21 protein-coding genes are annotated in these 22,401 nt (G+C 74.5%); 7 read left to right on the top strand and 14 right to left on the bottom strand.

What is annotated here, in order from left to right:
• Positions 1-90: 90 nt before the first annotated feature.
• Positions 91-807, bottom strand: a complete 717-nt coding sequence (locus tag ABT160_RS20880) for a GOLPH3/VPS74 family protein (protein ID WP_351649184.1) — start codon at positions 805-807, stop codon at positions 91-93.
• Between the two features lie 278 nt (positions 808-1,085).
• Between ABT160_RS20880 and ABT160_RS20875 the strand changes: the two genes are divergently transcribed.
• Positions 1,086-2,600 carry a long-chain-fatty-acid--CoA ligase gene (locus ABT160_RS20875; protein WP_351649183.1) on the top strand — a complete coding sequence of 505 codons (1,515 nt, stop codon included), beginning with the start codon at positions 1,086-1,088 and terminating at the stop codon, positions 2,598-2,600.
• A gap of 111 nt (positions 2,601-2,711) precedes the next feature.
• Here ABT160_RS20875 and ABT160_RS20870 read toward each other — a convergent pair whose 3' ends face one another.
• A complete protein-coding gene (locus ABT160_RS20870) occupies positions 2,712-3,323 on the bottom strand; it encodes a TetR/AcrR family transcriptional regulator (RefSeq protein WP_351649182.1) in 612 nt (203 codons plus the stop codon).
• An 86-nt stretch (positions 3,324-3,409) separates the two neighbouring features.
• Here ABT160_RS20870 and ABT160_RS20865 point away from each other — a divergent pair, with 86 nt between their 5' ends.
• Positions 3,410-4,783 carry an FAD-dependent monooxygenase gene (locus ABT160_RS20865; protein ID WP_351649181.1) on the top strand — a complete coding sequence of 458 codons (1,374 nt, stop codon included), beginning with the start codon at positions 3,410-3,412 and terminating at the stop codon, positions 4,781-4,783.
• Positions 4,784-5,132: 349 nt separating this feature from the next.
• On the top strand, positions 5,133-6,767 hold the full coding sequence (locus ABT160_RS20860; RefSeq protein WP_351649190.1) for an ABC-F family ATP-binding cassette domain-containing protein: 1,635 nt from the start codon (positions 5,133-5,135) through the stop codon (positions 6,765-6,767).
• Positions 6,768-6,811: 44 nt separating this feature from the next.
• On the opposite strand, the gene ABT160_RS20855 is transcribed toward ABT160_RS20860, so the two are convergent.
• From ABT160_RS20855 to ABT160_RS20840, 4 genes are read right to left on the bottom strand one after another with little or no spacing between them, the layout of a single operon-like run.
• The gene (locus ABT160_RS20855) at positions 6,812-7,174 is read right to left on the bottom strand and encodes a DUF952 domain-containing protein (protein WP_351649180.1); all 363 of its coding nucleotides are present in this window, start codon (positions 7,172-7,174) and stop codon (positions 6,812-6,814) included.
• 48 nt (positions 7,175-7,222) lie between these two features.
• A complete protein-coding gene (locus tag ABT160_RS20850; RefSeq protein WP_351649179.1) occupies positions 7,223-7,510 on the bottom strand; it encodes a hypothetical protein in 288 nt (95 codons plus the stop codon).
• 52 nt (positions 7,511-7,562) lie between these two features.
• Complete coding sequence (locus tag ABT160_RS20845) at positions 7,563-9,167, bottom strand: DHA2 family efflux MFS transporter permease subunit (protein ID WP_351649178.1); 1,605 nt, start codon at positions 9,165-9,167, stop codon at positions 7,563-7,565.
• Positions 9,168-9,224: 57 nt separating this feature from the next.
• Positions 9,225-10,265 (bottom strand): NAD(P)/FAD-dependent oxidoreductase, encoded by a 1,041-nt coding sequence (locus tag ABT160_RS20840; protein WP_502984274.1) that lies wholly within the window; start codon positions 10,263-10,265, stop codon positions 9,225-9,227.
• A 98-nt stretch (positions 10,266-10,363) separates the two neighbouring features.
• Here ABT160_RS20840 and ABT160_RS20835 point away from each other — a divergent pair, with 98 nt between their 5' ends.
• Together ABT160_RS20835 and ABT160_RS20830 are read left to right on the top strand one after the other, a co-directional pair.
• Positions 10,364-10,957 (top strand): helix-turn-helix domain-containing protein, encoded by a 594-nt coding sequence (locus ABT160_RS20835; RefSeq protein WP_351649177.1) that lies wholly within the window; start codon positions 10,364-10,366, stop codon positions 10,955-10,957.
• 136 nt (positions 10,958-11,093) lie between these two features.
• A complete protein-coding gene (locus ABT160_RS20830) occupies positions 11,094-11,987 on the top strand; it encodes a class I SAM-dependent methyltransferase (RefSeq protein WP_351649176.1) in 894 nt (297 codons plus the stop codon).
• 11 nt (positions 11,988-11,998) lie between these two features.
• On the opposite strand, the gene ABT160_RS20825 is transcribed toward ABT160_RS20830, so the two are convergent.
• The 8 genes from ABT160_RS20825 to ABT160_RS20790 all read right to left on the bottom strand — a co-directional run bounded on the left by ABT160_RS20825 (position 11,999) and on the right by ABT160_RS20790 (position 20,360).
• Positions 11,999-13,096 carry an agmatine deiminase family protein gene (locus tag ABT160_RS20825; protein WP_351649175.1) on the bottom strand — a complete coding sequence of 366 codons (1,098 nt, stop codon included), beginning with the start codon at positions 13,094-13,096 and terminating at the stop codon, positions 11,999-12,001.
• Between the two features lies 1 nt (position 13,097).
• Positions 13,098-13,928 carry an ABC transporter ATP-binding protein gene (locus ABT160_RS20820; RefSeq protein ID WP_351649174.1) on the bottom strand — a complete coding sequence of 277 codons (831 nt, stop codon included), beginning with the start codon at positions 13,926-13,928 and terminating at the stop codon, positions 13,098-13,100.
• Positions 13,921-14,925, bottom strand: coding sequence for an ABC transporter ATP-binding protein (locus ABT160_RS20815; protein ID WP_351649173.1), 1,005 nt, complete (start codon positions 14,923-14,925; stop codon positions 13,921-13,923). Before ABT160_RS20815 ends, ABT160_RS20820 begins: the two co-directional genes overlap by 8 nt.
• On the bottom strand, positions 14,922-15,782 hold the full coding sequence (locus ABT160_RS20810; protein WP_351649172.1) for an ABC transporter permease: 861 nt from the start codon (positions 15,780-15,782) through the stop codon (positions 14,922-14,924). The genes ABT160_RS20815 and ABT160_RS20810 overlap by 4 nt, the downstream gene beginning before the upstream one ends.
• Positions 15,779-16,747: an ABC transporter permease gene (locus ABT160_RS20805; protein WP_351649171.1), complete on the bottom strand. Its 969-nt coding sequence runs from the start codon at positions 16,745-16,747 to the stop codon at positions 15,779-15,781. The genes ABT160_RS20810 and ABT160_RS20805 overlap by 4 nt, the downstream gene beginning before the upstream one ends.
• Positions 16,744-18,402 carry an ABC transporter substrate-binding protein gene (locus ABT160_RS20800; protein WP_351649170.1) on the bottom strand — a complete coding sequence of 553 codons (1,659 nt, stop codon included), beginning with the start codon at positions 18,400-18,402 and terminating at the stop codon, positions 16,744-16,746. Before ABT160_RS20800 ends, ABT160_RS20805 begins: the two co-directional genes overlap by 4 nt.
• A gap of 136 nt (positions 18,403-18,538) precedes the next feature.
• Positions 18,539-19,552: an agmatine deiminase family protein gene (locus ABT160_RS20795; RefSeq protein WP_351649169.1), complete on the bottom strand. Its 1,014-nt coding sequence runs from the start codon at positions 19,550-19,552 to the stop codon at positions 18,539-18,541.
• Between the two features lie 226 nt (positions 19,553-19,778).
• Positions 19,779-20,360: a TetR/AcrR family transcriptional regulator gene (locus tag ABT160_RS20790; protein ID WP_351649168.1), complete on the bottom strand. Its 582-nt coding sequence runs from the start codon at positions 20,358-20,360 to the stop codon at positions 19,779-19,781.
• A gap of 99 nt (positions 20,361-20,459) precedes the next feature.
• Between ABT160_RS20790 and ABT160_RS20785 the strand changes: the two genes are divergently transcribed.
• Both ABT160_RS20785 and ABT160_RS20780 read left to right on the top strand, forming a co-directional pair.
• Positions 20,460-21,092: a TetR/AcrR family transcriptional regulator gene (locus ABT160_RS20785; protein ID WP_351649167.1), complete on the top strand. Its 633-nt coding sequence runs from the start codon at positions 20,460-20,462 to the stop codon at positions 21,090-21,092.
• A gap of 113 nt (positions 21,093-21,205) precedes the next feature.
• Entirely contained in the window at positions 21,206-22,378 is a 1,173-nt protein-coding gene (locus ABT160_RS20780; protein WP_351649166.1) for an agmatine deiminase family protein, read from the top strand.
• Positions 22,379-22,401: the final 23 nt, after the last annotated feature.

The following is a 22,401-nucleotide window of genomic DNA, read 5'->3' as shown; positions in this document are numbered from 1 at the left end:
GGCCCCCCCCCGCCCCCCCCCCGGGGGGCGCGCCCGGGGTGCGCCCGCCCCCGCGCCCCCTGCGGCATGAGGGCCGGGCCGTTCGCCGGTTCAGCTGGTCGCCGCGGTCACCGACGCGGCCACGGCTGCCGCGCTCGACGCGGCGACGGCGGCCGTGGTGCGCAGCACCGCCGCGCTGACCGCCTCCGCGCCCCAGTCGCCGCGCTCGATCTCCTTGGCCCGCTTGACGACGGGGCCGGTCCACGGCACGGAGCGGTGCAGGCTCACCAGGGTGCCGCTGGCCGAGAGCAGTCCGATGAGCGCGGCCGTACGGGCGTCGGGTTCCGCGCCGTCCACCAGGACGGCCCGCACCCGCTCCACCAGCGCCGCCTTGCGGCCGGTGTCGGCGACGCGCACGGCGGTGGTGGGGAACAGTCCGAGCGCCTTCCTGCGCTCGCGCGTGATCACGCCGCGCTCGGCGAGGCGGTCGAGCACGGGCTCGCGCAGCAGGGGGCCGGCGGACGCCAGCAGCGTCTGCACCCCGCGCGGCTTCTCGGCCGCCTTGTCGTACGCGTCCCGCAGCAGCGGGTCCGCGGGCGGGCGCCCGGCGACGGCGTGCACGCGCAGCCCGGTCAGGCCCTTGTCCCGCTCGTCCACCTCCACGTGGCCGCCGAGCGCGAGGTCGGCGAGGACGGCGCCGCCCTGGGTGTAGAAGAGCGTGCCGGCACCCGCGACCGCTCCTGACGCGTCGTCCATCATCAGGAGCGTCAGGTCCTCGACGATGAGCGGTTCGCTCGGCAGGTCGTCGCGCGTGGTGTCGTTCCGCATGGTCTCCTTCTTCCGGCCGTGGGCGTGGGGGGCCTCCGCGAGCGGGCCACCGCCCTCACCACTCTCGCGCCGCGCCGCGCGGATGCGGGGTGCGGCCTGTCACCACTGTTCATGACGAATGTCATCGCCGCCCGTCGACGGTCGGCCGGAGACGGCCCGGGTGTTGGCCAACCGACCGCTCACCGGGCGGGCGCGGCGGGTGGTAGACCGCTGGTGGAGCGGAAGGACCCGGTGACGCGCTCCAGGCAAGGCCAGTCGCCCGTGCGAAGGAGGCCGTGATGTACCTGACGCAGAGCCTGCACCGCGTAGTCCAGCGAGACCCCCACCGACCGTTCACCGAACACGGCGGACGCGTGCTCACGTACGCGCAGGGCGTCGAGAGGATCGCCCGCATCGCCGGGGGACTGCGCGACCGCGGGACCGGGCCGGGCGACCGGGTGGCGCTCCTCGCCCTGAACTCGGACCGCTTCCTGCACGTGCTGTTCGCCGTGCCGTGGGCCGATGCCGTGCTCGTACCGCTGAACACCCGGTGGAGCCCCAAGGAGGTCGCGTACGCCCTGGAGGAGGCCGAGGTCGGCACGCTCTTCGTGGACGACGCGTTCGCCGGGATGGCGGACGAACTCCGCGATTCCCTAACGGAGTTGAGAACCGTCGTGCACATCGGCGACGGCGAGCCGCCGGCGGATGCGGTACGGCTCGACGACTTCCTCGCCGAGCCGCTGCCCGACGCCCACCGCCGCGGTGACGCGCTGGCCGGGATCTTCTACACCGGCGGCACCACCGGCTTCCCCAAGGGCGTGATGCTCAGCCAGCGCAACCTGGTGGTCTCCGCGCTGGGCTTCTACGCGGCGTCGGAGGTCGCCACGCCCGGCGTCTTCCTGCACAGCGCGCCGCTGTTCCACCTGGCCGCCCTCTCGGCCGCGCTGGGCGCCGTCCAGCTCGGCTTCACCAACGTGACGCTGTCCGCCTTCGACCCGGCCACGGTGCTCGCGACGATCCAGCGCCGCGGGATCACCGACACCGTCCTGGTCCCCACGATGATCCAGATGCTGGTCGACCATCCGGAGGCCGACGCGTACGACCTCTCCAGCCTGCGCCAGCTGACCTACGGGGCCTCGCCGATCACCGCCGCGCTGGTCTCCCGCACCCGCGCCAGGCTCCCCGGGACGCGCCTGGTCCAGGGGTACGGGATGACCGAACTGAGCCCGCTCGCCACGGTGTTGCAGGACGCGGACCACGACGACCCCGAACGCAGGCGCTCGGCCGGGCAGTGCGTGCCGCACGCCCTGGTCAAGGTGGTGGGCCCGGACGGGGCCGAGCTGCCGCCGGGCACGGTGGGCGAGATCGCGGTCAGCGGTGACCACGTGATGCTCGGCTACTGGAAGCGGCCGCGCGAGACGGGCGAGGCGGTGCGCGACGGGTGGATGCACACCGGGGACGGCGGCTACCTCGACGGGGACGGCTACCTGTACGTGGTGGACCGGGTGAAGGACATGATCATCTCCGGCGGCGAGAACGTCTACTCCGCCGAGGTGGAGAACGCCATCGCCCTGCACCCGGCGGTGGCGCAGTGCGCGGCGGTGGGGGTGCCCGACGAACAGTGGGGCGAGCGGGTGCACGCCGTGGTGAAGCTGGTGCCCGGCGGCGAGCTGACACTGGATCAGCTGCGGGCGCACTGCAAGGAGCGGATCGCCGGCTACAAGGCGCCGAGGTCGCTCGACGTGGTGGAGGAACTGCCGACGTCGGCGGCCGGGAAGGTGCTGAAGGCGGAGCTGCGGGAGCGGTACCGCTAGCAGCGGTACGGGGAGGAGCGGCGCCGGTGTCAGCGGCGCCGTCCGGACGGCCGGGACCACGGTCCGGGGGCACTCCCCCGGACCCACCCGTCCGCGCTCACCCGTCCGGGCTCAGCCGGTCGGCGGCACTCCGGCCAGGCCGTGGTGGAGCAGGTCGGTCAGGACGTCGACGGCCTGCTCGTCGGTGATCGTGAGGCCGTCGGCCGGGTTGACCACCAGCCAGGTGTGGGCGAAGCCGTCCAGCAGGGCGTAGTACGCCGAGAGCCTGAGCTCGGGGCTCGACCGTGAACCGGGGAGCTCCGCAAGGTGTCCGGCCAGGTGCCGCGCGTCGTCGGCCAGGATCCGCTGCAGGCGCCTGCCGAGGTCGGGGTCGGCCATCGCGGCCTGCCTGACGGCCGTCATCTCGGCCAGGTGCGTCTTGTAGAAGCGCCAGTAGACCTCGACGTGCCAGCGCACCGCCTCGATCCGGCGGAAGTCGGAGTCGTGGCCCTCGACGCCGGCCACCGCCTCGTCCGCCACCGCGAGCAGGTCCCGCAGGAGCGCTTCGAGCAGCTCCTCCTTGCCGGAGAAGTGGTTGTAGAACGAGCCCGTGGCCCGTCCGGCCGCCGCGGTGATGTCGCTGATCTTGGTGTTCAGGTAGCCCCGCTCGGCGAACACGCGCCGGGCCGCCGCCTTCAGCGCCGCCTCGGTCTCGGCCGCCTTCTCCCTGCGTGTCGTGGCCACCGCCACCTCCCTCTTGACGTCGCACTCTAGCGCCGTCCACACTGAATGCAGATTCACTGAATCTCTATTCACCCAATGGAGGGGTCATGAACGTACTCATCGCCGGGGCGGGGCCGACCGGACTCACGCTCGCCATCGACCTGGCCCGGCGCGGCGTCCCCGTCCGCGTGGTCGACAAGGCGGCGGAGCACTTCACCGGCTCGCGCGGCGACGGACTCCAGCCGCGCACCCTGGAGGTCTTCGACGACCTCGGGGTGATCGACACGGTCCTGGCGCAGAGCCTCGCCTCGCCCCTGATCAGCATCCACGTCGACGGGGCGGTCGTCGGCGAGCGCCACTTCCACACGCCCACCGGGCCCCGGCCGGACCGCCCCTACCCCGACGGCCGGATGCTCGGCCAGTCCCGTACCGAGGCGATCCTGCGCGACAAGCTCGCCGAGTACGGCGTACGGGTCGAACTGGGCACCGAGCTCCTGCACTTCACCCAGGACGCGGACGGGGTCACCGCCACGCTCGCCACCGGCGAGGAGGTGCGCGCGGACTACCTGGTCGGCGCCGACGGCGGACACAGCACCGTGCGCAAGGCGCTCGGCATCCCCTTCGAGGGCGTCACCGACGAGTCGATCCGGATGCTGGCCGGGGACGTGTCGGCCAAGGAGCTCGACCACGCGAAGGGCCACTGGTTCGCACGGGCCGACAACCCGGTGGAGGGCGTGCTGCTCACCCCGCTGTCCGGGGGCGAGCAGTTCCAGTTCGCGGCGCCGCTGGTCCACGACGGCGTCCGCCCGGACCTGGAGTCGCTGCAGGCCGTGCTGGACGCGTACGCCGGACCCGGCGCCGTCACCCTGCACGACCTGACCTGGGTGACCGTCTGGCGCTCCAACGTCCGGCTCGCCCAGCGCTTCCGCGAGGGCCGGGTCTTCCTGGCCGGCGACTCCGCGCACGTGCACCCGCCGACCGGCGGGCAGGGCCTCAACACCGGCGTCCAGGACGCCTACAACCTCGGCTGGCGGCTCGCCGACGGCCGCGAGGAGGTCCTCGCGGACTACGAGCGCGAGCGCCGCACCAACGCCCTGCGCGTCCTCGGCATCAGTACGGACCTGCTGCGCAAGCACCTCGACGGCGACGAGCGCGCCCTGGAGCGCGGCGAGGACACCCGTCAGCTCGACGTCAGCTACCGCGACCCGGCCGACACCTCCCGTGTCACCACCGGTGACCGCGCCCCGGACGCCCCGCTGACCGCGCCCGACGGCGGCACGCTGCGGCTCTTCGACCTCTTCCGCGGCCCGCACGAGACGCTGCTGCGCTTCGAGCCGACGACCGCGGCACGCCATCCGCACACGGTCGACCTGTTCCGCGCGCCGGGCCGCGACGGGTACTGCGCGCCGCTCGCCTTCACGTACTACGACGCGGCGGACGGTACGGAACTACTGGTCCGCCCGGACGGCTACCTGGGCTGAGCCCGAGGGGGACTCCGGCCCGGCCCGCCCTGAGGGGCGGCCGGGGCCGGAACCGTCGCGCGCGGGGCCGGTGTTAGCCTGGGCCGCGAGTGATCTCCATGGGCACTCAGACCTCCAGGCCTCCAGGCCTCCAGGCCTCCAGTGAAGGAAACGACGATGGTGACGGCGGGCGACGACGACATCGTGGGGTGAGCCCCGCGCAGAGGCCGTCCGGTGGCGCACGAGGCGTCGGCGGGACGGCTGGTCCGTCATGTCCTTCCCACCGTTTCCCGGGCGCCGTACCCACCCCGGCCGAAAGGCCCGGCCGTGCACCGGCGCGCCCGTGGCGTTCCCGCGAGGATCCCCCATGATGTCCGACGCCCGCGTCGTCTGCTCGAACCTGTCCTTCTCCTGGCCCGACGACACCCCGGTCTTCCGGGACCTGTCCTTCACCGTCGCCCCGGGCGCCACCGGCCTGGTGGCGCCGAACGGCTCCGGCAAGAGCACCCTGCTCCAGCTGATCGCCGGGGACCTGCGGCCCTCCGCCGGTTCCGTCACCGTCCAGGGCGTGCTCGCCCACCTGCCGCAGAACCTGCCGTTGTCCTCCGGCCTCACGGTCGCGGAGGTGCTCGGCGTCGCCGACGTCATCCGCGCGCTCGACGCCGTCGAGTCCGGGGACGTGGGCGAGGAGCACTTCGCCACGATCGGCGACGACTGGGACGTGGAGGAGCGCACCCGCGCCCAGCTCGACCGCCTGGGCCTGGCCGGGCTCGCCCTGGACCGGCGCCTGGGCACCCTCAGCGGCGGGCAGATCGTCTCGCTCGGCCTCGCCGCCCAGCTGCTCAAGCGCCCTGACGTGCTGCTCCTGGACGAGCCGACGAACAACCTGGACCGCGACGCCCGGCACCGGCTGTACGACGCGCTCGACGGCTTCGGCGGCTGCCTGCTGCTGGTCAGCCACGACCGGGCGCTGCTCGACCGCATGGACCACATCGCCGAACTCGACCGCGGCGCCCTGCGCACCTACGGCGGCGACTTCACGCACTACGAGGAGGCGGTGCGGGTCGAGCAGGAGGCCGCCGAGAAGACCCTGCGCCACGCCGAGCTGGAGCTCAAGCGGGAGAAGCGCGAGCTCCAGCAGGCCCGCGAGCGCGCCGAGCGGCGGGCGGGCAACGCGGCGCGCAACCTCAAGAGCGCCGGGCTGCCCCGCATCTTCGCGGGGAACATGAAGCGCGGCGCCCAGGAGTCCGCCGGGCGGGCCGGGCAGACGCACGCCGCCCGCGTCGGCGACGCCAGGACGCGGGTGGACGAGGCCGGGCGGGCGCTGCGCGACGACCAGCGCCTCACCCTGGACCTGCCGGACACCAAGGTCCCCGCGGGGCGCGACCTGCTGGTGGCCGACGGCCTGCGCGTCGGCCGGGGCGGCACGCCCCTGTTCGGCGGTGACGGCCTCGACCTGACGGTCCGCGGCCCCGAGCGCATCGCGCTGACCGGTCCCAACGGGAGCGGCAAGACGACCCTGTTGCGCGTGCTGCTCGGTGAACTCGCCCCGGAGGAAGGGGTGTTGCGGCGGTCGGACAGCCCGGTGGCCTACCTCTCCCAGCGCCTGGACCTGCTCGACCCGGACGCCACCGTCACGGAGGAGTTCACGCGGCACACCCCGCACCGCACCGGGGCCGAGCGGATGAACCTGCTCGCGCGCTTCCTGTTCCGGGGCGACCGGGCGCACCTGCCGGTGCGCGCCCTGTCGGGCGGTGAGCTGCTGCGGGCGACGCTCGCATGCGTGCTGTGCGCCGAGGCCGCGCCGCAGTTGCTGCTGCTCGACGAGCCGACGAACAACCTCGACCTGGTGAGCACCGCACAGCTGGAGGGCGCGCTCGCCTCCTACCAGGGCGCGTTCGTCGTGGTCAGCCACGACGAGCGGTTCCTGGAGGCCATCGGCGTCGACCGCTGGCTGCGGCTGGCGGACGGGCGCCTGACGGAGGCCGAACCGCCCGGCCGGTGAGCACCGGAGCCTGAGGGATCCGCCGAGAACGGTGGGCCGGCGGGTCAGTGGTGCGGCGTGAGCTCCACGGCCCGTCCGGCCCCGTCCCAGACGACTTCAAGGACCTCGGTGACGGCCTCGCGGTCGAGCGGGCCGAAGACGTGCGGGAAGAGGACGTCCTCGGCGACGCCCGGCGGCGGGGTCGGCGCGGCGGCCTCCCACTCGGTGCGGGCCGTCAGCCGGTGCTCGTCGACGACGAGGACGAGCAGGGGGCGCGGGCTGTCCCGGTAGAAGGCGTTGACGACGGCGAGGGTGGTCGCGACGTCGGCGGAGCAGTGGACGAACCCCTCGGCGGCGAGCGAGGCGGGGGCGTACGGCCGGTCGGCCGCCGCGGTCCAGTCGCTCCGCGCCACAGCGTGATAGATCATGCCCCGGTTATACCTCAGGGGCCGGTACGCCACCGGGGCGCCGGGTGCTCACGCCCTGCCCGGCTCCGGGGTGTCGCCCGACCACTCCCAGCGCCCCGGGTCCCCCGCCCTCGGCACGTACCGCGCCCGGCCCCCGGTGCCGTACCGCCCCAGTTCGGTCGGGAGGTCCGCCCCCTCGTCGAACTCACCGGGAGCGGCCCCGGTGATGTCGAGCAGCAGGCCGTCCAGCGGGCCGCCCACCAGTTCCGCGTAGCTCCGTCCCGGCTTCGGGCCGGGGTCCTCGTGGTCGCGGCCGTACACCCGGCCGCGCAGCAGTTGCTCGTCGTCGCTGTCCATGGCGCACAGCCTCGCACCCGCCACTGACAACGCCGGTCCGGGGCCTCCGGGATCAGGTCCCGGGTGCCTCGTGCGCGCTGTCCGGGGCGCCGGCCGCCGCCGTCCGCTTCCCGGGGCCGCGCACCGCGACGTACAGGAACAGGGCGGCCATCACGGCGACGCCCGCCCACATGGCCTGCTGCCAGCCCTCGACGAACGACTGCCGGGCGGCGTCCACGACGGCCCCGGCCCGTGCTCCCGCGCCCGGCGCGGCCTCGACCGCGTTGGCGACGCCTTCGCGCGCCGTGGCGGCGACGGGCCCGGGGACGCCGTCCAGACGGCCGTCGACCGCACTGCGGTAGCCCGTCGACAGCAGGGCGCCGAGCAGCGCGACACCGAGCGCGGTGCCGAACTCACGGGTGACGTCGTTGAGCGCGGAGGCCACGCCCTGGCGCTCGCGCGGCAGGGCGGCGGTGATGGCCTCGGTCGAGGGGGTCATCGACAGGCCCATGCCGAGTCCCATGGCGAGCATGCCGGGCAGGATCGAGGCGTAGCCGCCGTCGACGGAGACGAGCCCGGCCATCAGGGCCAGGCCCGCTCCCGCGAGCAGGACGCCGGTGGCCATGGTGGCGCGGGGGCCGACGCGTGCGGCCAGCTTCGGCGCGAGGCCGGAGGCGAGCATCATCAGGACGGCCATCGGCATCATCGCGAGCGTCGACAGCAGGCCGGACCAGCCGAGTACGGCCTGGAGGAAGGGGAAGAGCACCACGAAGACGCCCGCCTGCACGCCGAAGACCGCGAGCAGCGTGACCGATCCCCCGGCCAGGCCGCGCTCCCGGAAGAGGCGCACGTCCAGGAGCGGGGCGTCCGCGCGGCGCAGCTCCCAGGCCACGAAGCAGACGGCCGCGAGGACGCCCACGACCAGGCCCGTCAGGGTGGCGGGCGCGGTCCAGCCGCGCTCCGGTCCTTCCTGGAGCACGAAGATGAGGCCGACGACGGCGACGACGGACGTGAGCGCGCCGACGAGGTCGAAGGAACCCGGCTTCTCCTCACGGGAGTCGGGGACCGCCCGGAGGGTCAGGCCGAGTGCCGCGAGGACCAGGACCACGGGCAGCACGAACAGCCAGCGCCAGCTGGCGGCGTCCACGAGCGCGGCGGAGAGGAACATGCCGAGGATGCCGCCGCCCCCGGCGACGCCGGTCCACACGCCGATGGCCCGGCCGCGCTGCTCCGGCGGGAAGGTGGAGGTGATGACGGCCAGCGTGACCGGCATGATCATGGCGGCGCCGACGCCGCTCAACACCCTTGCCGCGAGCATGACTCCGGCCGACGGGGCGAGTCCGGCGAGCACACTGGCGAGGCCGAACACGGCCAGTCCCGCGACCAGCATCGGCTTGCGGCCGAGCCGGTCCCCCAGCGCGCCGAGCGGCAGCAGCAGCGCGGCCAGGGTGAGCGTGTAGACGTTGATGATCCACAGGATCGTGTTCTGCGAGGCGCCGAAGGTGACCGCGAGGTCGGGCTGGGCGACGTTGAGGCCGGACACCGAGGCGATGACGGCCATCAGCGCGACGCAGACGGCGATCAGGACCGTACGCAGCTGACGGGCGTCGGGCACGCTCGCGTCCGGAGCGGCGCCGTCGGGTTCCGCCGACGGCTGTGCCAGCTGGTTCGTGGACATGGGTTCCTCTCGGAGGGCGTGGATGGATCGTGGGGGCGGCCGTGGGCGCCTCGTGGGCTACCGCGCGCCGGCGGTGGCCGCCGCGAGCGCCGCGTCCGTGTCGGCCACGGCGAGGTCGGCGTTGATGCGGGCCCCGGCGAGGGCGCCCGCCGCGGCGGAGGCGCCGACCTGGGCGGCGGGGTCGGTGGCGTTGCCCGCCACCCAGACGCCGGGCACGTCGGTGGCCCCGGCGACGCCGGAGGCGTAGTGGCGGCCCATTCCGCCGGGCAGGTCGCGCAGGGGCAGGCCGAGGCCGGCCAGTCCTTCGGTGCGCGCGGTCATGGTGGTGGCGACGGCCAGGACGCGCCGGGCGACGAGCGTCCCGTCGGCCAGCCTGACTCCGGCGATGCCGCCGTCGGCGGCCTCCTCGACGGCCGTGACCGGGGTGTCGACGACCCGGATGCCGCGCGCCGCGAAGCGCGCGCGGGTGTCGTCGTCCAGGTCGGTCCCGCGGGTGAAGTAGACCAGGTCCTCGGTCAGTTGGCGGAACAGCAGGGCGTGGTGGACGGAGGCGGGGCCGGTGGCGAGGATCCCGATGGGCTCGTCGCGCACCTCCCAGCCGTGGCAGTACGGGCAGTGCACCAGGCCCTTGCCCCAGTGCCGGGCGAGGCCGGGCACCCCGGGCAGTTCGTCGCGCACTCCGGTGGCCACCAGCAGGCGGCGGGCCGTCAGCGCCCGGCCGTCGGCGAGGGTGACGGTGAAGAGCGGGTCGCCCCCGGTGCCGGCGGGTGCGGCCGAGGCGACCTCGCCGGTGGCGACCAGGCCGCCGTAGTGGCGTACTTCCCGCCGTCCCCTGGCGAGCAGTTCGGCGGGCGGGGTGCCCTCCAGGCCGAGCAGTGCGTGGACGCCCTCGGCGGGTGCGTTGCGGGGCGTGCCGCTGTCGATGACGACGACCGAGCGGCGCGAGCGGGCGAGCATCAGCGCGCCGCTGAGGCCGGCGGCGCCGCCGCCGATGACGACGGTGTCGACGGTCGCGCCGGGGAGGGGGTCGCCGTGGGGCTCGGTGTCCCGGTCGTCGGCGGGGTGGGTGGTGACGTTGAATGTGGTGGTGTCAGCCATGGCTCGTACCCTCTCTGCGTCGCGTGGCCCCAGCCGTTCCGGGCCATCCGCACTGCGAAGGTAAGCGCATTTTGCGGCTCGGGCATACACTCTTGCCTATGACGCAAGACGATGACGATCTGGACAGCCTGGTACGCAAGCGGATCCGCGCCCTGCGCGTGGCTCAGGGCTGGTCGCTGGAGGAACTGGCCACCCGCGCCCGGCTCAGCCAGTCCACGCTCAGCCGCATCGAGAACGGCCAGCGGCGCCTCGCCCTGGACAGCCTGGTGACCCTCGCCCGCGCCCTGGACACCACCCTGGACCAGCTGGTGGAGACCGCGTCGGACGACGTGATCTCCAGCCCGGTCATCGACAGCGCGCACGGGCTGATGCGCTGGGCCGTGAAGGCCGACCCGGGGATGAGCGTGGTGCGCCAGCGGATGACCGCCCCGCCGCCGGACAACCCCGCGCGCCTGCGCGCGCACCCCGGCCGCGAGTGGCTCGTGGTGCTGTCCGGCACCGCCGTCCTCCTGCTCGGCCACCGGCGCTTCCGCGTCGAGACCAACCAGGCGGCGGAGTTCCCGACGATGCTGCCCCACGCGATCGGCGCCGAGGGCGGGCCCTGCGAGATCCTCGGCATCTTCGACCGGGACGCACGGCGCGGCCACCAGCGGCCGGACGGTGAGCCCGAGGCGGGCCAGGACGGGACCTGAAGAGAGCCGCGACGGAGCCTCTGACCTGCGGGAATCCTCGCGGTTTCTTGCGCGGACCGCACCGTGCGCGGCCACCTTCTTGCCATTGCGGCAAGCAGTGGTGCCGTACGCGCATGGGCACCGTAGCGTGGGCCGCATGCCTCACGCTCACTCGCACACGCCCCAGCACGCCGCCCACCACGGACACGGCGACCAGCACGGCCACGGTCACGACCACCAGCACGACGCGGGCCAGGCCGAGATCCTCGACCTCGACGCCCAGGTGCTGGCCGAGCACATCGCGGACATCACCGCGTGGCTGCCCGTCGGCGCTCCCCCGCGCCGGATCGTCGACCTCGGCTGCGGCACCGGAGCCGGTACGTTCGCGCTCCTCGACCGCTTCCCCGAAGCCCACGTCACCGCCGTCGATACCTCCGCCGGACACCTCCAGCGGCTGCGCGAGAAGGCGTGCGCCCAGGGACTCGGCGACCGGGTGAGCACCGTCCAGGCCGACCTGGACGAGCCGCACTGGCCCGACCTCGGCGCGCCGGACCTGGTGTGGGCCTCGGCCTCCATGCACCACATGGCCGACCCGGACCGCGCGCTGCGGCAGGTGCGCGACGCGCTGGCGCCCGGTGGCCTGTTCGCGGTCGTGGAGCTGGCGGGCTTCCCGCGCTTCCTGCCGCAGGACGCCCCCGCCGAGCGCCCGGGCCTGGAGGAGCGCTGCCACACCGCGAGCGAGGGCTTCCACGCGGAGCACGTGCCGCACCGGGGCGCCGACTGGGGCCCGATGCTGACGGCCGCCGGCTTCGCCGTCGAGGACCAGCGCACCGTGACCGTACGCATGGAGGCCGGGGGCGACCAGGCGGTCGGCGCCTACGCGCAGGGCAGCCTCCAGCGGCTGCGGGGCAGCATCGCCGAGGCCCTCGACCCGGAGGACCTGGCCGCGCTCGACGCGCTGCTCGACACCGGCGGCCCGCGCAGCATCCTGCGCCGTGACGACCTCGTCGTGCGCACCGAGCGCGACGTGTGGGCCGCGCGCCGCGCCTGACCGGCGGGTGCCTACGCCACCGGCTGCTGCTGGGTGACGCAGTGGATGCCGCCGCCCCCGGTGCCCAGGCGGTCGATGTTCAGCTGCACGACCGCCCGGTCCGGGTAGAGCCGGGTGAGCGTCGCCCGCGCCGCCTCGTCCGCGCGGGTGTCGCCGAAGTGGGCGCTGATCACCGCGCCGTTGCAGAGGTAGAAGTTGGCGTAGGAGGCGAGGAAGTCCCGGTTCGTCGAGCGGATCTTGTCGTAGTCGGGGCCCTGGAGCCGGGAGGTGGCCACGGGACGGCCGTCGGCCGTGGTGGCGGCCGAGAGCGTGGCGTACTGCGCCCGGGCGTCGCGCGCGTACACGTCGGTGTCGGTGCTCAGCGGCATCTGGACCAGGGCCTCGCCGGGGGCGAGGAAGCGGGACGTCGCGTCCACGTGGTCGTCGGTGATGTCCTGGCCGCGCACGCCGTCGAACCAGATGACCTTGGACGCGCCGTAGGCGGCGCACATCGCCGTCTCGATCTGCCGCTCGGTGAGCCGGGGGTTGCGGTTGCGGTTGACCAGGCTGCTGCGGGTGGCCATCAGGGTGCCCGCGCCGTCCGCCTCGATCGCGCCGCCCTCGCCGGTGAACGCGGCGCGGGTGAAGGGCACTCCGGCCCAGGCGGCGACGCGCTGGGCGACCTGGGCGTCCCTCGCGTAGGTCTGCTTGCCGCCCCAGCCGTTGAAGCCGAGGCCGACCGCGTCGAGGCCGCCCTGTCCGTCGGTGCGGAAGACCGGTCCCGAGTCGCGCATCCAGCAGTCGTCGACGGGGATCGACGTCAGCACGGTGACCGAAGTGCCGCACAGGGAGCGGGCCTTGGCCGCGCTCGCGCTGTTGGCGCACATCACCACCGGCTCGTACGCGGCGATGGTCCTGGCGATCAGCGCGATGTCGGCCTGGACGCCGCTCAGCGTGCTGCCCCAGATGGCGGTGGAGTCGGGCCAGGCCATCCAGGTGCGGGTGTGCCGGGCGTCCTCGACCGGGACCCGGAGGGCGCCCGCGGCGGCCCGCGCGGTGGCGGGCAGCGCGCCGGCGAGTGCGGCGGCACCGGTCGCCGCGAGGAAGGTCCGTCGGTTGAATCCGGTCATCTCAAGCCTCCTGAGGGGAAGTGGCCTGCGGGGACGGCAGCTCCTTGCGGGCCGCCGCGATGCGCTCCGGCTGCCACCCGGGTCGGGGCACCGAGTCCAGGAGCAGCCGGGTGTAGGGGTGTTGCGGCGCGGCGAGCACCGTCGCGGTGGGGCCCGCCTCCACGACGCGGCCGCGGTGCATGACGAGGACCTCGTCGGTGACGCACCGGACCACGCCGAGGTCGTGGGTGATGAACAGGTAGCCGATCGCGGTCCGCTGCCGGATGTCGGCGAGCAGGTTGAGGATCTGGGCCTGTACGGAGACGTCGAGCGCGGCGACCGCCTCGTCGAGGACGAGCACGGCCGGTTCCACGGCGAGGGCGCGGGCGATGGCGACGCGCTGGCGCTGGCCGCCGGAGAGGTGGCGGGGCAGGGCGTCGGCGGCGCGGGCGTCGAGGCCGACCTGGTCCAGGAGTTCACGGACCCGGGGCGCGGGGTCGCGGTCGGGGAAGTGCAGCCGCAGCGTCTCGCGCAGCACCCGCTCGACGCTGGTGCGCGGGTCGAGCGAGGAGTACGGGTCCTGGAAGACCAGCTGCACCTCGCGGGCCCGGGCCAGCCGCTGGTCACGGCCGCGGGCGCGGGTGGCGCGGACCCGGCCCCGTACCCGCACCTCGCCCGCGTCCGCGTGTTCCAGGCCGACGACGATGCGGGCGGTGGTGGTCTTGCCCGACCCGGATCCGCCGACGATGCCGAGGGAGCCGCCCTCGGGGAGGGTGAAGGCGACGTCGTCGACGGCGCGCACGGGGCCGTAGGCGCGGGACAGGCCGGTCGCTCGCAGCAGGGGTTCAGACATCGCGGGCCGCTCCTTCGGGGGCGAGGCGGTCGCTGTGGTGGCAGGCGGCGGTGTGGTCGGGGCGCTCCGGGTGCGGCCGCGTCGCGGGCCGGGTCCGGCAGAGGTCCGTGGCGAGCGCGCAGCGGTCCGCGAAGGCGCAGCCGGTCACGGGCGTGCGCAGGTCCGGTGGCCGGCCGGGGATGGCGGCGAGCCTGCCGCCGGGCGCGGTCAGGCGCGGGGTGGAGGCGAGCAGGGCGGCGGTGTACGGGTGCCGGGGGCGGGCGAACAGGGCCTCGGCGGGGCCGGTCTCGACGATCCGTCCCGCGTACATCACGTACACGCGGTCGCTGATGGCGGCGGCCAGGTCGAGGTCGTGGGTGACGAAGAGCAGCCCGGTGCGGAAGGCCGCCCGCAGCCGGGCGAGGAGGGCGATGACCTCGGCCTGGGTGGTGGCGTCGAGCGCGGTGGTGGGTTCGTCGGCGAGCAGCAGGGCGGGGTCGCCCATCAGGGCCGCGGCGATGACGACCCGCTGGAGCATGCCGCCGGAGACCTGGCCGGGGTAGGCGCGCAGCACGGAGGGTTCGAGGCCGACGGCGGTGAGCAGTTCGGCGGCCCGGGCTGCGATGGCCGCGTCGTCGCGCGGGCGTGCCGCGCGGGCGCCTTCGGTGAGGAAGTCGCCGATGCGGCGCAGGGGGTTGAGGGCGGCGCGGGGGTCCTGGAAGACCATGGCGGCGCCGTGGGCGCGCAGGGCGCGCAGCAGGTCGGGGCGTGCGGTCAGGGCGTCCTCGCCGTCGACGCGCACGCTGCCCTCGACGGCCGCGCCGGGTGGCAGCAGGCCGAGGGCGGCGCGGGAGGTGAGGGACTTGCCCGAGCCGGACTCGCCGACGAGGGCGACGGTCTCGGCGGGGCCGACGGTGAGGTCGACGCCGTCCAGGACGGGGCGCGCGGTCCCGGGCAGGGTCAGGCGCAGGCCCCGGACGTCGAGCGCGGGTGCCGGACCGGTGGTCGGGTGGTTCATCGTTCCCTCCTGGCGACGCGGTCGGCCCAGCGTTCGCCGACCACGTTGAAGGCGACGACGGTGAGGACGACGAGGACGCACGGCCAGATCGCGGAGAGCGGGTAGCCGTGCTGGACGGCGGTCTGGCCGTCGAAGACCATGCGGCCCCAGTCGGGGGTGAGCGCGGGGACGCCGAGGCCGAGGAAGGACAGGCCCGCCAGGTCCATCAGGGCGTAGCCGAAGTTGATGGTGGACTGGGCGAGGACGACGGGCGCGACCGCGGGCAGCACGTGGCGCAGACAGATCTGGAGCCCCGAGTGGCCCTGCACCTGGTAGGCGCTGACGTACGGGCGGGCGCGTTCGGCGAGCACCAGGGAGCGGGTCAGGCGGCTGACGTACGGCAGGTAGGCCAGGCCCAGGGCCACGACCGGGGCGAGCAGCCCCTCCCCGTACACGGAGACCACCAGGATCGCCAGCAGCATGCCGGGGAACGCGAAGACGAGTTCGGTGGAGCGGGACAGGACCGAGTCGAGCCAGCCGCCGCGCCAGGCGGCGGCGGTGCCGACGGCGACGCCCGCGAGGGTGGAGAAGACGACCACGCCGAGCGGTCCGAGCAGCGAGGTGCGGGCGCCGACGAGGAGGCGGGAGAGCGTGTCGCGGCCCGCGGTGTCGGCGCCGAACGGGTGGTCGGCGGAGGGTCCGGCGAGGGCGGAGCCGAGGTCGACGGCGTTGGGGTCGTGCGGTGCGACCCAGGGGGCGAGGAGGGCGGCGAGGACGACCACGGCCACGAAGAGCAGGCACACGAGGTGGAGTGGTGAACGCGCCGACCGGACGCGGAGCTTGGCGAGGCCGGGTCGCCGGACGAGGGCGGTGGTCACGGCGCGTCACCCCGGGTGCCGAGGGCGATGCGCGGGTCGACCAGCGGCAGCGCGAGGTCGACGAGCAGGTTGACGGCCATGAACAGGGCGACGATGACGAGGGAGATGGCCTGCACGGTCGGGAAGTCCTTGGTGGTGGTGGCGAGTTCGAGGAGCTGCCCGACGCCGCCGATGCTGAAGGCCGTCTCCACGAGGATCGTGCACACCAGGAGGGTGGAGACGATCAGGCCGCCGGTGGTGAGGACGGCGCCCAGGGAGTTGCGCAGCACGTGCCGGCGGATGACCAGGCGCTCGGGTACGCCCCGGCCCCTGGCGACGGCGACGTGTTCGCTGCCGAGCGCGTCGAGCATCGCGGAGCGGGTGACCCGGGCGAGCATGCCGATCAGGTACAGCGCCAGGGCCAGGGCGGGCAGGATCAGGTGCCGGACGGTGTCCAGGAATCCGTCACCGCCGCCACCGCTGGGGAACCAGCCGAGGCGTACGGAGAACAGGCCCTGGAGCAGGACCGCCGCGACGAACGACGGGGTGGCCACGGCGAGCGTGGTCCCGAGCAGCACCGCGGTGTCGGTGGCACCGCCGCGCACGGCGGCGACGCGGCCGAGCAGCAGTCCCGCGGCCACCACCACGAGCAGCGCCATGGCGATCAGGAGCAGGGTGACGGGCAGCCGGTCGGCGAGCAGCCGCGAGACGTCGGTGCGGTAGGTGAGCGAGCGGCCGAAGTCGCCCCGCAGGACGTCACCCAGCCAGTGCAGGTAGCGCTCGGCGAACGGATCGTCCAGGTGGTAGCGGGCGTTGACGGCGGCGAGTGCCTCCGGGGAGGCGGAGCGCCCGGAGAGGAGGAAGGCGGCGGGGCTGCCGGGTGCCAGGTACATGGCGCCGAAGACGACGAACGACGCGACGAGCAGGGTGAGCGCCATCTCCGCGACGCGGCGGGCGGCGAACCTGAGGAAGGGGACGGCGTTCACCGGCCGCCTCCCGCCGCGGCGGCGCCGACGTCGGCGGCCCACGGGTAGTACATGTAGGCGATGGTGGTGGGGGCGCCGGTGATCCGGTGGTTCAGGAACAGCGCGGTGGGCCACTCGGCGACCGGGATCCACGGCAGCTCACGGGCCGCGAGCCGCTGGAGCTCCCCCTCCACCCGCAGCCGCCGCTCGGGGTCCTGGGCGGCGGTGGCCCGGTCGACCAGGGCGTCGTAGCGCTGGTCGCTGTACCCGGCGAAGTTGAGGTAGGCGCCGGTCCTGAAGTTCACCAGGACGTCGAGCGGGTCGGTGATCGAGGCGTAGTACGTGAGCGGGAAGGCGTCGATGCCCTCGCGCGCGCCGGGGTCGGTGAACAGCGCCGTGAAGGCGTTGGGCGCGATGGACTTGAGGGTGACGCGCAGCCCGATCTGGGTGCCGGCGGCCTGGGCGGCGGTGGCCAGCAGGGAGACGTCCTGGCCGATGGAGCTGGTGGCGATGGTGACGGTGCGGCCGGTGGCGCCGGCCTCCTTGACGAGGGCCTTCGCCCTCTCGACGTCCCGCGCGGTGGGCGGCAGCCCGTCGAAGGCGGCGGCGCGGGTGGCGGGGGACGCGGCGGCCCAGGCGGCGCGGGTGGTGGGGGCGGTGGTGGCGGTGGCGGCGCCGCCGAGCCCGGCCTTGACGAAGCCGGTGCGGTCCAGGGCGAGCGACAGGGCCTGGCGGACCCGGACGTCGCCGAGGGCGCCGCGCATGTCGGTGATGCCGAGGTTGACGGTGCTCAGGCCCTCGCCGAAGTACAGGGTGCCCCGCCCGCTGGCCTTCAGCCGGCCGTAGCTCTCGGTCGGTATCAGGTAGCCGCCGTCCACCTCGCCGCTGAGCAGCGCGTTGGTGCGGGCGGAGGCGTCGGTGAGGAAGCGGAAGACGACGGCGCGGGACTTGGCCCGGGTGCCCCAGTAGCCGTCGAAGCGGCGCAGTTCCAGGGACTGGCCCTTGCGCCAGGTGCCGAGTGCGTACGGTCCGGTGCAGCCGAGGCCGCCCGACGTGCCGTAGTCCCGGCCGGACCGGGTGACCGCCGCCTTCGAGGCGACGGCTCCGGCGGCGGTGGCCATGAACTGGGGGAACTGCGAATCGGGCTTCTTCAGCCGCACGGTGACCTGGAGCGGGCCCGTGGCGCGCACGGAGGTGACGTTCTCGAAGTTCTGCGCCCAGGCGGCCGCGTTGTCCGGGTCCCGCTGGCGGTCCAGGCTGAAGACGACGTCGTCGGCGGTCATGGTGCGCCCGTCGTGGAAGCGGACGCCGGGCCGCAGGTCGTACACCCAGGTCCTCGGGTCGGGGCTGGACGCCCTGCGGGCGAGTCCCGGCTCGACCGCGAGCCCGGGGGTCCAGCGCATCAGGCTCTCGCAGACGTTGGACAGGATGGTGTTCTGCGGGTAGTCGAACGCCATCGTGTAGTCCAGCGTGGGCGGCTCCGCGTACAGCGCCCAGCTGAAGGAGCCGGTCTCCCCGCCCGGCCGGGGCGTGCCCGCCGACAGCGCGAACGACGCGACGCCCCCGCCCCGGGGCGGGCCCGCGCAGCCCACGAGGGCGGCGGCCGCGGTGAGGACGGCGACGGCGGTCCTGGCCAGGCGTCCTGGGACGCGGGACGGAGGTGGTGCGGTGCTCATCGTCGCGCTCTCTTTCACTGCGGCGGGCTGTCACTGCGGCGGGCGGGGCGAGGCTGCGGAGGGGCGTGCGCGGGGGCTGTACGGAGGGGGCGTACGGGAAGGTGCTCGGGCGTGCGCGGGTGCGGGACGGTCGCGGTCAGTCCTGGTGGCCGGCGGCCGGGACCTGCTGCGTGATGCAGTGCACGCCGCCCCCGCCCCACGCGACGACCGGCGCCGGGACGCCGACGACCTTGCGGTCGGGGTACGCGGAGGCGATCACCTCCAGCGCGGCGGCGTCCTGCGGCACCCCGGCGACGGGGACGACCACGCCGCCGTTGGCGACGTAGTAGTTGAGGTACGAGACCTCGACGGGCGCGCCCGCGACCTCGGCGTACGCGGTCTGGGGCACCTCGACGACCTCGAAGGTCCGGCCGCGCGCGTCAGTGGTGTGCTCCAGGACGGCGCGGTTGGCGCGCATCCGCGCGTGGTCGGGGTGCCCGGGGTCGTCGGGCAGCGAGACGACCACCTTGCCGGGCGCGGCGAAGGCGCAGACGCCGTCGACGTGCCCGTCGGTCTCGGTGTCGAGCAGTCCGCCGTAGGGCAGCCAGACGACCTTCTCGACGCCGAGGCGCGCCTTGAGCTCCGCCTCGATCCGCTCCCGGGTCAGGTCCGGGTTGCGGTTGGGGTGGAGCAGGCACTGCTCGGTGGTGATGAGGGTGCCCTCGCCGTCCACGGTGAGCGCACCGCCCTCCAGGACCATGTCCGAGGCGATGCGCTCCACGCCGAGGTGCTCCAGGAGCAGGGCGCTGACGCGGTCGTCGGAGTCGTACGGGTGGTGCTTGCGGCCCCAGGCGTTGAACCGGAAGTCGACACCGGCCCGGCGCCCGTCGTCGTCCAGGACGAACAGCGGGGCGGAGTCGCGGAACCACGAGTCGTCCAGGGGCAGTTCGACGACGGTGACGTCCTCGCCGCAGTGCGCGCGGGCGTCGTCGGCGGACCCGGGCGGGGCGACCATGGTGACGGGTTCGAAGCGGGCGATGGCGCGGGCGACCTCGGCGTACTCCCGCTTGGCGGCGTCGAGGACGCCGTCCCACAGGTCCGCCCGGGTCGGCCAGGCCATCAGGCAGCCCTCGTGCGGGGCCCACTCGGCGGGCATGCGGAATGCGGTCATGGGAGTTCTCTCCTCGATCGTGGCGGGAGGCGGGCGGGGTGCCCGGCCGGGCCGGAAGTGGCCTCACTGTGGCACTGACTGAAATTTCAGTCAACACTTCGAGGACAAAAGAACGAGGGCAAGAGAACGAGGACGGGAGAACGAGTGCCGGAAGCAGAACGGCGGCCGCCCCTGGGCAGCCGCCACTGATCCGTTCACGGAGCCCCCGGGGCCCCGCCGGCGCGCACTACGCGGTACGCAGCCGCGCCAGCTCCACCTCGACCGCCTCGGACACCAGGGTGCGCGCGTGCTCGACGGTGAGCCCGCCGCTGAGCCAGCGCATGCTCAGCCCCTCCAGCAGCGCGGTGAGCCGCTCGGCGGACGCGGCGAGCGCGGCGGCCGGCGACAGCGGCGTGACCTGGCCGAGCAGGGCCGCCACCTCCTGCACCCACACGAGCGTGGCCCTGGCGAGGTCCTCGCGCAGGACCGGGTCGAAGACCGCGCTGGCGCGCAGTTCGCCCCACGCCGTGCTGTTCTCCCGCACCTCCGGGGTGTCCTGGAGCTCCAGGAGCAGCACCTGCTCCAGCTCCTCGCGCGGGGTCGGCGGCCGGGCGTCGGGCTCCTGGGCCGTGGTGTAGCGCTCGGCGCGGTCGTTGATGAACTCCAGCGTGCTGCGCAGGATTCCGGTGCGGTCCTTGAAGTGGTAGTAGATGAGCCCGGTGGAGACCCCGGCCTCGGCCGCCAGTTCCTCCACGCGCAGCCCGCGGACCCCGCGCCGGGCGATGACCCGGGCGGCCGCTTCCAGAATCTGAGTACTGCGAGACGCCATGTCCGAACCCTATCCGGACGACCGCGTACGGTGATCTCCGTACGGCCGATTGACCAAAGTTTCAGTCAATGGGCAGATCCGGGTTCGGGAGGAGACAGGGTGCGGGACCGGACGACGCGGGACCGGAAGACGGCGATCCTGGAGGCCGCCGCGCGGGTGATCGCCCAGCGCGGGGTGCGCGGGCTGCGCATCGAGCAGCTGGCCGGCGAGGCGGGGGTGTCCAAGGCGCTGGTGTACTACCACTTCGGCGACCGGGCCCGGCTGCTGCGGCACACCCTGGCCCTGGTCGGCGAGCGGGCCGAGCGCTACACGCGGGGCCCCGCCGGGCCGGACGCGGGGCGGGACCGGCTCCGGGAGCTGGAGGACCGGCTCCTCCTGGAGTTCCGGGACGCCCCGGCGGTCCGGGAGAACAGCACCGTCTGGGGTGAGCTGCGGGCCGGCGCGGTCTTCGAGCCCGAGCTGCGCGAGGGGCTGGCGCGGGCGAGCCGGGAGTGGACGGAGGAGGTCGCCGGGCTGCTGGGGCGGGTGGCGCCCGGCGCGCCGCACGAGCGGCTGACCGGGGCCGCCGAGCGGCTGACGGTCCTGGTGGAGGGGCTGAGCACGCGCTGGCTGATCGGCGTGCTGCCGGTCGGGCACGCCGTGGAACTGCTGCGGGAGGCCGTCGCGGCGGAGGCGGGCGCACTGCGCCGCGCGGATGACGCCACGCCGACGCCCCTGTGCGTGTTTGACTGAAATTTCAGTCAGTGCCAGACTCACGGTACGGCCACCCCACCTCGCGCCGCACGCGCCGCCGCTCCTGCCGGCGGCCGCGACCCGCGCGAGGGCCCCACTGATCGGAGCACCTCGTGTCCCACTTCCCCCCCTCCCGGCGCACCACCCTGCGCGCCTTCGCCGGCATCACCGGGGCCCTCGGCCTCGGGGCCGCGGCCTGCGGGCCGGACGGCGGTGCGCCGTCCGGCGCCGCGTCCTCCCCTGGCCGCACCACGGGCGCCGCGGCCGCGCGCGGCGAGCGCCGGTTCGGTGCCGAGTGGGACAGCCACGCCCGTACGTTCATGTCCTGGCCGGCGCTCGCCTCGGTGTGGGAGGACGACCTGCCGTACGTGCGCCAGGACATCGCGCGCATCGCCCGCGCCGTGGGCGAGTACGAGGCGGTCGTGATGATGGCCAGGCCCGACCAGGTCGCCGCCGCCCAGCGGGCCTGCGGCTCGCAGGTGGAGGTCATCCCGCTGGCCGTGGACGACCTGTGGGCGCGCGACACCGTCCCGGTCTTCGTCGAGGACGGCGGGAAGGTCGTGGGCGTGGACTTCAACTTCAACGGCTGGGGGAACAAGCAGGAGCACGCGAACGACGCCCGGGTCGGGCGCGAGCTCCTCGCCAAGTACGGCATCCCGCGCGAGCAGGCGCCGCTGGTGGCCGAGGGCGGCTCCTTCGAGACCGACGGCGAGGGCACCCTGCTGGTCACCGAGAGCTCGATCGTCAACGACAACCGCAACCGCGGGAAGACCCGGGACCAGATCGAGGACGAGCTGATCGAGACCCTCGGGGTGGAGAAGGTGGTGTGGCTCGCGGGGGTGCGGGGCCAGGACATCACCGACGCGCACGTGGACAGTCTCGTACGCTTCACCGCGCCCGGAGTCGTGCTGCTCGACCAGGCCCACCCCGGCACTCCCCCGGACTCCTGGTCGCGCTCGGCCGACCAGGCGCGCTCGGTGCTGGACAAGGCCACCGACGCGCGCGGGCGGCGCTTCGAGATCATCGACCTGCCCCAGCCGGACCTGGACCGGATCACCGGCGAGGGCGACGACTTCGTGTCGACGTACGCGAACTTCTACGTCGCCAACGACTCCGTGTTCCTGCCGAAGTTCGGCGACCGCGCGGCCGACGCCCGGGCGAAGTCGATCCTGCAGGAGCACTTCCCCAAGCGGGACGTGGTGCAGGTCCAGATCGACACGATCGCGTCGGGCGGCGGCGGCATCCACTGCTCCACGCACGACCAGCCGGGCAGGCCCGCGGCCTGACCGGTCAGCACGCTCCCCGCCCC

This window comes from Streptomyces sp. NPDC001941 (assembly GCF_040296945.1).
Classification (GTDB): domain Bacteria; phylum Actinomycetota; class Actinomycetes; order Streptomycetales; family Streptomycetaceae; genus Streptomyces.
The sequence above is the reverse complement of the archived record's forward strand: the minus strand, read 5'-3'. Positions and strand labels throughout refer to the sequence as shown.